11 protein-coding genes are annotated in these 12,565 nt (G+C 36.0%); all 11 read left to right on the top strand.

Annotated elements, in window-relative coordinates; all coding sequences use genetic code 11:
- A complete protein-coding gene (locus tag A6J68_RS07815; RefSeq protein ID WP_000124585.1) occupies positions 1–762 on the top strand; it encodes an SDR family NAD(P)-dependent oxidoreductase in 762 nt (253 codons plus the stop codon).
- Positions 759–2,957 (top strand): single-stranded-DNA-specific exonuclease RecJ, encoded by a 2,199-nt coding sequence (gene recJ / locus A6J68_RS07810; RefSeq protein WP_000622235.1) that lies wholly within the window; start codon positions 759–761, stop codon positions 2,955–2,957. Before A6J68_RS07815 ends, recJ begins: the two co-directional genes overlap by 4 nt.
- Positions 2,958–3,108: 151 nt before the next feature.
- A complete protein-coding gene (locus A6J68_RS07800) occupies positions 3,109–5,673 on the top strand; it encodes a GBS Bsp-like repeat-containing protein (RefSeq protein ID WP_001247507.1) in 2,565 nt (854 codons plus the stop codon).
- 122 nt (positions 5,674–5,795) lie between these two features.
- Positions 5,796–6,314, top strand: a complete 519-nt coding sequence (locus A6J68_RS07795; RefSeq protein WP_000365343.1) for an adenine phosphoribosyltransferase — start codon at positions 5,796–5,798, stop codon at positions 6,312–6,314.
- Between the two features lie 117 nt (positions 6,315–6,431).
- Positions 6,432–7,112 (top strand): DnaD domain-containing protein, encoded by a 681-nt coding sequence (locus tag A6J68_RS07790; RefSeq protein ID WP_000221656.1) that lies wholly within the window; start codon positions 6,432–6,434, stop codon positions 7,110–7,112.
- A 103-nt stretch (positions 7,113–7,215) separates the two neighbouring features.
- Entirely contained in the window at positions 7,216–7,899 is a 684-nt protein-coding gene (locus A6J68_RS07785; RefSeq protein ID WP_000365673.1) for a tRNA (adenine(22)-N(1))-methyltransferase, read from the top strand.
- On the top strand, positions 7,889–8,677 hold the full coding sequence (locus tag A6J68_RS07780; protein WP_000647415.1) for a Nif3-like dinuclear metal center hexameric protein: 789 nt from the start codon (positions 7,889–7,891) through the stop codon (positions 8,675–8,677). The genes A6J68_RS07785 and A6J68_RS07780 overlap by 11 nt, the downstream gene beginning before the upstream one ends.
- A gap of 8 nt (positions 8,678–8,685) precedes the next feature.
- Complete coding sequence (locus tag A6J68_RS07775; protein WP_000716829.1) at positions 8,686–9,789, top strand: NAD(P)/FAD-dependent oxidoreductase; 1,104 nt, start codon at positions 8,686–8,688, stop codon at positions 9,787–9,789.
- A gap of 58 nt (positions 9,790–9,847) precedes the next feature.
- Positions 9,848–10,717 carry a glucose-1-phosphate thymidylyltransferase RfbA gene (gene rfbA, locus A6J68_RS07770; RefSeq protein WP_000676114.1) on the top strand — a complete coding sequence of 290 codons (870 nt, stop codon included), beginning with the start codon at positions 9,848–9,850 and terminating at the stop codon, positions 10,715–10,717.
- On the top strand, positions 10,717–11,310 hold the full coding sequence (locus tag A6J68_RS07765) for a dTDP-4-dehydrorhamnose 3,5-epimerase family protein (protein ID WP_000139163.1): 594 nt from the start codon (positions 10,717–10,719) through the stop codon (positions 11,308–11,310). Before rfbA ends, A6J68_RS07765 begins: the two co-directional genes overlap by 1 nt.
- A gap of 206 nt (positions 11,311–11,516) precedes the next feature.
- A complete protein-coding gene (gene rfbB, locus A6J68_RS07760) occupies positions 11,517–12,563 on the top strand; it encodes a dTDP-glucose 4,6-dehydratase (RefSeq protein ID WP_000134275.1) in 1,047 nt (348 codons plus the stop codon).
- Positions 12,564–12,565 lie beyond the last annotated feature (2 nt).

The raw sequence follows: 12,565 nt of genomic DNA, 5'->3' as shown, positions 1-12,565 counted from the left end.
ATGGCAAGAACGATACTGATTACAGGAGCTTCTGGTGGTTTAGCACAGGCAATTATTAACCAATTACCTCAAGACGACCATTTAATTGTCACAGGGAGATCAAGAGAAAAACTTGAAAAGCTTTATGGAAAGAGACCAAACACCTTATGTTTATCACTAGACATAACTAATGACAATGCTGTAACGAATATGATTGAAAAAATTTATGTTGAATTTGGTCAAATTGATATTTTAATTAATAATGCTGGATTTGGTTCTTTTAAAGAATTTTGGGATTATAGTGATGAAGAAGTCAAAGACATGTTTGCTGTGAATACATTTGCAACGATGTCTATAGCTCGTCAGATAGGACATAAGATGTCTCTTGTAAAATCTGGTCATATCGTTAATATTGCAAGCATGGCTGGCCTCATAGCAACAAGTAAAGCTAGCGTTTATGGGGCTAGTAAGTTTGCTGTCGTTGGATTTTTGAATGCTCTTCGTTTAGAATTAGCAGAAAAAAATGTTTATGTGACAAGTGTAAACCCTGGACCAATCAAAACAGGATTTTTTGCTCAGGCTGATCCAAGTGGTGATTATTTAGCAAGTATAGGTCGTTTTGTTCTAACACCAGAAAAAGTAGCTAAAAAAGTAGTTTCTATTCTTGGAAAAAATAAGAGAGAATTAAATCTTCCTTTTATATTAGCTTTTGCGCATAAATATTATAGTTTATTTCCAAAAACAGCTGATTATTTTGCCAGAAAGGTATTCAATTATAAATGATATCTGCTAAGTATAGTTGGGTCCTCAATAACCAAAAGCCAGACGCTGGCTTTTTTGAGGCTTCAAAAAAAGAAAAGATAAGTGAAGCGGTGGCTTCCTTAATTTATTCGCGAGGTATTAAGACATCAGCGGAATTACATCATTTTTTACAAACTAATTTGGAAAATCTCCATGATCCTTATTTGTTAAATGATATGGATAAAGCTGTTAATCGTATTAGACGAGCTATTGAAAATAATGAAACTATTTTAGTTTATGGAGACTATGATGCTGATGGAATGACATCAGCATCAATCATGAAAGAAGCATTAGATATGATGGGAGCTGAAGTCCAGGTTTATCTCCCAAATCGCTTTACAGATGGTTACGGTCCCAATCAAAGTGTTTATAAATATTTTATTGAACAACAAGATGTTTCATTAATCATTACGGTTGATAATGGTGTGGCAGGGCATGAAGCAATTGCATATGCTCAAAATCAAGGTGTGGACGTGGTAGTTACTGATCATCACAGTATGCCAGCAGATTTACCTTGTGCTTATGCTATTATTCACCCAGAACATCCTGATGCTAATTATCCATTTCCTTATTTAGCAGGGTGTGGTGTTGCTTTCAAAGTAGCTTGTGCTCTCTTAGAAACAATCCCGACAGAAATGTTGGATTTGGTTGCTATTGGGACGATTGCAGATATGGTTAGCCTAACTGATGAAAATCGTATCATGGTAAAAGCTGGACTTGAAGTTATGAAAGATAGTGAAAGAATAGGCTTACAGGAGCTAATATCTTTATCAAATATTGATTTAAAAACACTAAATGAAGAAACTATTGGATTTAAAATTGCTCCACAATTAAACGCTTTAGGAAGACTTGATGACCCTAATCCAGCTATTGAATTACTAACAGGGTTTGATGATGAAGAATCTCAAGCAATAGCCCAAATGATTGATCAAAAAAATGAAGAGCGCAAAGAAATCGTTCAAACTATCTTTGACCAAGCTATGCAAATGCTTGATCAAACAAAGCCTGTACAAGTTTTAGCAAAAGAAAATTGGCATCCAGGGGTTTTAGGTATTGTGGCGGGTCGTATTTTAGAGAGAACTGGACAACCTGTTATTGTTTTGAATATTGAAGATGGTATTGCTAAAGGAAGTGCCAGAAGTGTAGAAGCACTTGATATTTTTCAAGCTTTTGACCAGCATCGAGAATTATTCATTGCTTTTGGAGGTCACAGCGGAGCAGCAGGCATGACTTTAGAGGAAAGTAAGGTAGGTGATCTTTCTCAAGTTTTATGTGACTATATCTCTAAAAAACAATTGGACATGAGTCAGAAAAAAACTCTGACAATTGATAGTGAGCTACGTTTTGACGAACTTAGTTTAGACACTGTTAGAGATTTTGAAAAGTTAGCGCCATTTGGAATGGATAATAAAAAACCAGTCTTTTTGTTAAAAGATTTTAAAGTGAGTCAAGCCAGAGTCATGGGGCAAAACGGTGCTCATCTGAAATTAAAACTAGAACAAGATGGACAAGCACTTGATTTGGTAGCATTTAATATGGGGAGTCAACTACAAGAGTTTCAACAAGCACAACATTTGGAGTTAGCTGTCACTTTATCTGTTAATCAATGGAATGGTGCCACAACCCTACAATTAATGTTGGAGGATGCGCGTGTAGATGGTATTCAATTATTTGATATTAGAAGCAAAGCAAGTAGCTTACCTCATGGAGTGCCAATCCTGTCTCAAGAAGAGCAGAGCAAAGAAGTTATTCTTTTGACTGTTCCCGATCATCCACAAGAATTAAAACAAATGACTCAAGGTAAACAGTTTGATGCTATCTATTTTAAAAATGAGATACCAAAAAATTATTTTATATCTGGTTATGGTACACGTGATCAATTTGCTAGTTTATATAAAACAATATATCAATTCCCAGAATTTGACGTTCGTTATAAGTTAAAAGAGCTCAGTTCCTACCTTCATATTCCTGATATTTTATTAATTAAAATGATTCAAATTTTTGAAGAACTACATTTTGTTACGATTACAGAGGGGATTATGACAGTCAATAAAGAAGCAGAAAAGCGAGATATCTCTGAGAGTCAAATTTATCAAGAATTAAAAGAGACAGTTAAGTTTCAAGAATTAATGGCTTTAGGGACACCTAAAGAAATATATGATTTTATGATGAGTTGATAATATACTAAAGAAGCCACTTTTTAAGTGGTTTTTTTGGTATATAAATAAGTTATTTCAATAATAATATTGCAAATATTATTAAAATATAATAAAATTAAGAAAATAATGGAATTTTTGATAAAGAATATTAAAGGTGAGGATAAAATCTATGAGACCTATCGTTAGAAAAAAGATGTACAAAAAAGGTAAATTTTTGGTCATTGCAGGTATCGTTACTATTTTAGGTGGTAGTGCAATTCTTGGTCAAGATGTCAAGGCAGAACAGGCAGAAGCAGTAACTTCAACGATCTCAGAGAAAACTGATAGCAGTCAGACTATTTCGGATATTTCCAAGTTAACGTTACCTGTTAATTCCTCGGAGGCTATGAAAAATAGTGCAGAGCCTTTAATAAAAACAGGCTTTGCTACATCTGTTTCATCTAATCCTAGAGAGATAGCAGCTACCCCAGTCAAAACCTTTGATGCTAGTTCAAAAGTTGTTGTAAAAGCTAGTACTGCTGAGCACTCAGCAAATCAAACAAATTCTAATGTTAATCAAGTAGCTAATGATAGTGAAGTTATTACTCAACAAAATTCAACAAAGCAATTACCAACAGTGACTTACTCTGCTCATGTTCAAGATATTGGATGGCAAAAGTCGGTTGATAATGCAACAGTTTCAGGAACAGTAGGACAGGAAAAGCAGGTTGAGGCAATAAAATTGTCTATTAAAGCCCCTGAAGGAATAACAGGAAAACTTAGCTATAAAACTTATGTTAAAGGACAAGGTTGGCAACCTTCAGTAGAGAGTGGTCAAGTTAGTGGTACTGTTGGTCAGAGTAGACCTATTGAAGCACTAAGCATTAACCTTACTGATAATTTACAAAAATTATATGATGTCTATTATCGTGTTCATGTTCAAGATATCGGGTGGATGGCTTGGGCTAAAAATGGAGCTTACGCTGGGACTTTGGGAATGTCAAAGCGCCTTGAAGCTTACAAAGTAAAGTTTACCCTTAAAGGACAATCTGTTTTAACACCAACTATACTTAAGGAAGAGAGACCTGTCTTAAATTATCAGGTTAAGGTAGGCCAAAATGGTTGGCAATCTAATAAACTTGAAGGACAAATGGCGGGAACTTTAGGAGAATCCAAAGCCCTAGATGGAGTAAAATTCACTCTTAGCACCTTGAAGTATGGGGACATTCTCTATCGTACTCATGTACAAGATAAAGGTTGGGGAGAAATTTTAGGTAGTCAAACAAGTAAGGATTATCAAGGAAAAAGACTAGAAGCTATTCAATTGGACTTAAGTGGGAATTTAAAACAAAATTATGATATTTATTATCGCGCTCACGTCCAAGATAAAGGTTGGATGGCTTGGCAAAAAAATAATAGTGTAGCAGGTACAGTCGGAGAATCGAAACGTTTAGAGGCTTTGGAAGTAAAACTAGTAGCTAAAGCTTCAGATTTTAGTTCCCAAACAAATCATTCATTCTTAGAAATGAAGCATCCTGGATTAAGTTATCAAACTTATCTTCAAAAAGATGGTTGGAAACCAACGGTTTTGGAAGGCCAATTAGGAGGTAGTATTGGACTTTCAAAATCTATAAAAGCCATCAAACTTAACTTAGGTAGTACAGCTCTAGGAAATATAGAATATAGAACTTTTCTTAATGGTTCAGGTTGGCAAACTGTTGTTAATTCAGGGAGAGAAAGTAATGTACCAAATGAATCTCAACAAGTAGAAGCTATTCAGATGCGATTGACAGGTCTGCTATCGAAAACCTATAGTGTGATGTATCGAGTTCACATGCAAGATTATGGTTGGCAGGATTGGACTTATAACAATGACATCGCTGGTAGTACTAACCAAGGAAAACGAATTGAAGCAATCGAAATTAAATTAGTTGAGACTGCTAAAATGCCTATAACTGTCCAAACGACCTATAAGGGAACTGGAAACTATAATGTACGAGTGACAAATGTTATTAGTCCTGGGAATTTAAAAATTGCTATTTGGTCAGATAAAAACAATCAGGATGACCTTAAGTGGTATACCGTCACACCCAAAAATCATGAAGCTAGATTGACATTTAATGTTACAAATCATAGAGACAATGGTAAATACTTTATCCATGTTTATCAGGAAAATGCTTCTAATCAAAAACAATTATTGGTAAAAACTTCTCTACAAGTCGCACATTCAAATTATAATACTCCTTACTTTAGCCAACGTGATGGAAGGTGGGCAAGTCGAAGATATGGTATGGCAACTTTAGGAGAAACTGGTTGTGTACCAACTTCTCTAGCTATGATTTTGTCTTCTTTGAAAGGAGAAACTGTTTTACCAACGCAAATTGCAGATTACCTTTACCATAAGACAGTTGAATTTAATCGTGGTGTTCAAGGAACAACTTCTAGAGGAATCTTAAAAGCAGCCAAAGAATGGGGTGTAACAGCAACTGCATTAGGAACTCAAGCTAACCTTGTACAAGCGTTGAAGGATGGTTATCATGTCCTAGCGGCAGTACAAAATAATGTTTTTGTTCTTCATGGAAGTCATGAAATCGTTCTCAAAGGATATAATAACGGACTGACACATGTCTCTGACCCTTACACACCGTCCTTGTCTGGTTGGTATCCAATTTCACAACTTTGGAAAGAACAGAGCTATTATAGTGAGGATAGAATTGATATTGGAGCACCTTTTGTCAAGGTAACAGATGCCTAATTTTTAAAACCATATGCAAAACTAGCATATGGTTTTAAAGTTTCCAGTACTATTTTATTTAATTTTATGATATAATGAAGAGTAAAACATTTTAGGGGTTTCCCCTTAGAAAGACAAGTGAAATGGATTTAAATAATTACATCGCTTCAATTGAAAACTATCCTCAAGAAGGAATTACTTTCCGTGATATCTCCCCATTAATGGCTGATGGTAAAGCATACAGCTATGCTGTTCGTGAAATTGTACAATATGCTGCTGATAAAGATATTGATATGATTGTTGGACCAGAAGCTCGTGGCTTTATTGTTGGTTGCCCAGTTGCTTATGCTCTTGGTATTGGTTTTGCTCCAGTCCGTAAACCAGGTAAATTACCACGCGAAGTTATTTCAGCTGACTATGAAAAAGAATATGGTCTTGATACATTGACAATGCACGCAGATGCTATTAAACCAGGTCAACGTGTTTTAATTGTTGATGACCTTTTAGCTACTGGTGGAACAGTAAAAGCGACAATTGAAATGATTGAAAAACTTGGTGGCGTTGTCGCAGGCTGTGCTTTCCTAGTTGAACTTGATGGATTAAATGGTCGTAAAGCTATTGAAGGTTATGATACTAAGGTATTGATGAACTTTCCAGGATAAGGCCTATTCAAGATAGATGAATGATAAGGGCGCCTCTAAGTGCTATGATAATAGTTGAGAGGTGCTTTTTGTTACACATTTCATAATTTTAGGACGATAGAGAGGATTTGAAAGGTTATGACTTATTTGGAACAATATCAGTCAGGGCAATTGACTCTACCAAGTGCTTTATTTTTTCACTTTAAATCTATTTTTAAGACAGCAGACGATTTTTTAGTTTGGCAATTTTTCTATTTACAAAATACAACTAATTTATCCGATCTAACACCGAGTCGTATTGCGACATCACTTGATAAAACAGTGGCAGATATCAATCGTTCTATATCGAATTTAACAAGTCAAGGTTTACTAGATGTCAAAACAATTGAGTTGAATCACGAAATCGAGATTATCTTTGATACAAGCCCTGTGTTTGCTAAATTAGATAAACTTTTCGAAGAGGATAATCAAGTAATAATAGACAATAAAACCGCTGATTCGAATCGTCTGAAAGATTTAGTAGGAGACTTCGAACGTGAATTAGGTCGCTTATTAAGTCCTTTTGAATTAGAAGATTTACAAAAGACACTGCAAGAAGATCAGACAGATCCTGATATTGTTAGGGCAGCTCTTAGAGAAGCGGTTTTCAATGGGAAAACAAGTTGGAATTATATCAATGCTATCCTTCGCAACTGGCGGCGTGAAGGATTGACGACACTTCGACAAATTGAAGAGAGAAAACAAGCACGTGAAGATAACCAAATGAAAGATTTAGCGATTTCGGATGATTTTAAAAATGCAATGAATTTATGGGAATAAGTTTACTAGGAGGAGACAGAATGGTTGATACATTAGGTCTGCTCCTTTTCTTTTGATGTTAATGATGTTATACTTTTAACAGAGAAAAACTGAAGGAAATACAATGGATTTACAATTATCAAAACGATTACAAAAAGTTGCAAACTATGTTCCAAAAGGAGCTCGGTTATTAGATGTAGGAAGTGATCATGCTTACTTACCTATTTTTTTGTTGCAGATGGGATACTGTGATTTTGCCATTGCTGGTGAAGTGGTGAATGGACCGTATCAGTCTGCGTTGAAAAACGTTTCAGAACATGGTCTCACTTCAAAGATAGATGTTCGCTTAGCAAATGGTTTGTCAGCTTTTGAAGAAGCAGATAATATTGATACGATAGCTATCTGTGGAATGGGTGGTCGTTTGATTGCTGATATTTTGAATAACGATATAGACAAACTTCAGCACGTTAAAACACTAGTCTTACAACCTAATAATCGGGAAGATGATTTAAGAAAATGGTTAGCTGCAAATGATTTTGAAATAGTAGCAGAAGATATCTTGACTGAAAATGACAAATGCTATGAAATTTTAGTTGTTAAGCATGGTCATATGAATTTAACTGCTAAAGAATTGCGATTTGGTCCATTTTTATTATCCAATAACACAACAGTTTTTAAAGAAAAATGGCAAAATGAGCTTAATAAATTAACTTTTGCTTTAAACTCTATTCCCAATAGTAAAATGGAAGAACGTGCTATTTTGGAAGATAAAATACAGGATATAAAGGAGGTTCTTGATGAAAGCTAGAGAACTTATTGATGTATATGAAACTTATTGTCCACAGGAATTATCTATGGAAGGAGATATTTCAGGTCTTCAAATTGGATCTTTAGATAAAGAAATAAAGACAGTCATGGTAGCTTTAGATGTTCGAGAGACTACAGTAGCTGAAGCAATTGAACGTCAAGTAGATCTTCTTATTGTAAAGCATGCTCCTATTTTTCGTCCATTAAAGGATTTGGTAGCAACACCGCAAAATAAGATTTATATAGACCTTCTTAAATCAGACATTGCTGTTTATGTGAGCCATACTAATATAGATATCGTTCCTAATGGACTTAACGACTGGTTTTGTGAATTATTAGATATTCAATATCCCGATATATTATCTGAGACAAGTAATGGTTATGGTATTGGTCGCATTGGTGATGTTAGACCCCAGAGTTTTGAATTTTTTGCATGGAAAATTAAAGATGTGTTTGGTTTAGATAGCGTTCGTTTAGTTTCATATGATAAATCTAATCCTGAAATTCAACGAGTTGCTATTTGTGGGGGTAGTGGGCAAAGTTTCTACAAAGAAGCTATTGCAAAAGGAGCAGATGTTTTTGTAACGGGAGATATTTATTATCATACTGCACAAGAAATGATCACAAATGGTTTGCTTGCGATTGACCCAGGCCATCATATTGAGGTTTTATTTGTTTCTAAAATAGCTACTATGATTGAGCAGTGGAAACTTGAAAAAGGCTGGGATATTTCAGTTTTAGAGAGTAAAGCTCCAACAAATCCCTTTTACCATATGTAGGAGCTATTATGAAAAAGATAGCAATTATTGGTGCAGGAGCAGTCGGAGCGACACTAGCCTATTACTTATCAAAAGAAAAGGATATTCAGGTTACTGTTTTTGATTATGGAGTTGGACAAGCAACTAAGGCTGCTGCGGGGATTATTAGCCCATGGTTTTCAAAACGTCGTAATAAAGCCTGGTATCGCATGGCGAGGTTGGGGGCTGATTTTTATTCAAAGCTAGTCACGGATTTACAAAAAGATGGTTTTGAAACAAAATTTTATCAGCAAACTGGTGTTTTCTTATTAAAAAAGGACGAGAGTCAGTTAGAGTCATTGTTTGCACTAGCAGATAAACGTCGACTAGAATCTCCTCTAATAGGTGATTTACAAATACTAAATAAAAGTGAAGCAAATACTCACTTTCCTGAGTTAGATGGCTATGAACAGTTACTTTATGCGAGTGGAGGAGCGCGAGTAGAAGGGGCGGACTTAACACGAATATTGTTAGAAGCAAGTGGTGTTAATGTCATCAAGGATGAAGTTCACTTTACGATAACTGATAATGGCTTTCGTGTTCAAGGAATTGATTTTGATAAACTTGTTTTAGCGAGTGGAGCCTGGCTAGCTAAGATATTAGATGAGCACAACTATCAGGTAGATATTCGCCCTCAAAAAGGGCAATTGCGAGACTATTATTTTAGCAATATTAATACAGGAAAATATCCTGTTGTAATGCCAGAAGGCGAGCTAGATATTATCCCATTTGATAATGGTAAAGTCTCTGTAGGTGCAAGTCACGAAAATGATATGGCTTTTGATTTAAACATTGATTTTAAAGTCTTAGACAAGTTTGAAGAGCAAGCTATTGGCTATTTTCCGCAATTAAAAAAAGCAGATACGACTTCTGAACGTGTTGGAATTCGTGCCTATACAAGTGATTTTTCTCCATTTTTTGGCCCTGTCCCTTGTATGGAGGGTGCATATGCTGCAAGTGGATTAGGATCAACTGGCTTAACAGTGGGCCCATTAATTGGTTATGAATTATGTCAATTAATCTTAAATAAAGAAAATCAGCTAAATTTAGAGGATTACGATATTACGAAATACGTGAAAAAGATTAGTAGATGATAGCGTTTAAAAAAAGTGTTATAATATGTAGGATTAATATAAATAAGGAGACCTTACTATGAAAGGTATTATTTTAGCGGGAGGTTCAGGTACTCGCTTGTACCCATTAACTCGTGCTGCATCAAAACAATTGATGCCAATTTATGATAAACCAATGATTTATTATCCATTGTCAGTTTTGATGTTGGCAGGAATAAAAGAAATACTGATTATTTCTACTCCACAAGATTTGCCTCGCTTTGAAGATATGCTTGGAGATGGTTCAGAACTAGGAATCTCTCTTTCTTATGCTGAACAACCAAGCCCAGATGGGTTAGCACAGGCCTTCATTATCGGTGAAGAATTTATTGGCGATGATCACGTTGCCTTAGTATTAGGTGATAATATTTACCATGGACCAGGTTTATCTGCAATGCTACAACGTGCAGCTAGTAAAGAAAGTGGAGCAACCGTCTTTGGCTATCAAGTAAAAGATCCAGAACGTTTTGGTGTTGTCGAGTTTGATACTGATATGAATGCCATTTCTATTGAAGAAAAACCAGCGCAACCTAAGTCTAATTATGCTGTCACAGGTCTTTATTTCTATGATAACGATGTGGTTGAAATAGCTAAAAATATTAAGCCAAGTCCTCGTGGAGAACTTGAAATTACTGATGTTAACAAAGCCTACCTTGATAGAGGTGATTTATCAGTTGAGTTAATGGGACGTGGATTTGCGTGGTTAGACACTGGAACTCACGAAAGTCTTCTTGAAGCAGCACAATATATTGAAACAGTACAACGCATGCAAAACGTTCAAGTTGCTAACCTTGAGGAAATTGCTTACCGCATGGGCTACATCACTCGTGAACAAGTCCTTGAGTTGGCACAACCACTTAAGAAAAATGAGTATGGTCAATACCTACTTCGTTTGATTGGAGAAGCCTAATGACTGAACAATTTTTTGATAAAGAATTAACTTGTCGCCCAATTGAAGCCATTCCTGGATTGTTGGAATTCGATATTACCGTTCGTGGAGACAACCGTGGATGGTTCAAAGAGAACTTTCAAAAAGAAAAAATGATACCGCTTGGTTTCCCAGAAAGCTTCTTTGAGGCAGACAAACTACAAAATAATATTTCGTTTAACAAAAAAAATACTTTGCGAGGTCTCCATGCAGAGCCTTGGGATAAATATGTTTCGATCGCTGATGAAGGACGTGTGATCGGTACTTGGGTTGACCTCCGTGAAGGTGACAGTTTTGGTAACGTTTACCAAACGATTATCGATGCCTCAAAAGGTATTTTTGTTCCACGCGGCGTTGCTAATGGTTTCCAAGTTCTTTCAGATAAAGCAGCTTATACTTATCTCGTTAACGATTATTGGGCACTTGAACTCAAACCAAAATATGCTTTCGTTAACTATGCAGATCCAAATCTAGGCATTCAGTGGGAAAACCTTGAAGAAGCAGAAGTCTCAGAAGCAGATAAGAATCACCCACTTCTCAAAGATGTAAAACCTTTGAAGAAGGAAGATTTGTAATTTTCAACTTCTTAAAAGGCATTAACCTTAGCAAGTAAAAACGAATTAGCAATGTTGTTTGACGCAAGGGTGAAAGGAAACATGCAAAAGGCCTGTTCCCTCAGGGATTTGAAATATTGATTTCTTAGGCATGACATTCCATAGAACTACTTCTAACAGAACAGTATCCTTCAAACAGCAAAAAGAAAAAATTTTTCGGAGAAAAAATGACTGAATTTAAAAACATTATCGTAACTGGTGGAGCTGGTTTCATCGGATCAAACTTTGTACACTATGTTTACAATAACCACCCAGATGTTCATGTAACTGTCCTTGATAAATTGACATATGCAGGTAACCGTGCTAACATTGAAGCCATTCTTGGTGATCGTGTTGAGTTAGTTGTTGGTGACATCGCTGACGCTGAATTGGTAGACAAATTGGCTGCCAAAGCGGATGCTATTGTTCACTATGCGGCTGAGAGTCACAACGATAACTCATTGGAAGATCCAAGTCCATTTATCCATACAAACTTTATCGGAACTTACACTTTGCTTGAAGCAGCTCGTAAATACGATATCCGTTTCCACCACGTGTCAACTGATGAAGTTTATGGAGATCTTCCACTTCGTGAAGACCTTCCAGGAAATGGTGAAGGACCAGGTGAAAAATTCACTGCTGAAACAAAATACAATCCATCATCACCTTACTCATCAACTAAGGCAGCTTCTGACCTTATCGTTAAGGCATGGGTACGTTCCTTCGGCGTAAAAGCGACCATTTCGAACTGTTCAAATAACTATGGACCATACCAACACATCGAAAAATTCATTCCACGTCAAATTACAAATATCTTGGCAGGAATCAAACCAAAACTTTATGGTGAAGGTAAAAACGTCCGTGACTGGATCCACACAAATGACCATTCAACAGGTGTCTGGGCTATTTTGACTAAGGGTCGTATTGGTGAAACATACCTTATTGGTGCCGACGGTGAGAAAAACAACAAGGAGGTTCTTGAACTTATCCTTGAGAAAATGGGTCAACCAAAAGACGCTTACGATCACGTAACTGACCGTGCTGGTCATGATCTTCGTTACGCTATCGATTCTACAAAATTGCGTGAAGAACTCGGCTGGGAACCACAATTTACAAACTTTTCAGAAGGTTTGGAAGAAACTATTAAATGGTATACAGAAAATGAGACATGGTGGAAAGCAGAAAAAGATGCTGTAGAAGCCAAGTATGCTAAAACTCAAGAAGTCATTAAGTAATT

It is taken from the genome of Streptococcus sp. 'group B', assembly GCF_002073795.1.
GTDB lineage: Bacteria > Bacillota > Bacilli > Lactobacillales > Streptococcaceae > Streptococcus > Streptococcus agalactiae.
The sequence above is the reverse complement of the archived record's forward strand: the minus strand, read 5'-3'. Positions and strand labels throughout refer to the sequence as shown.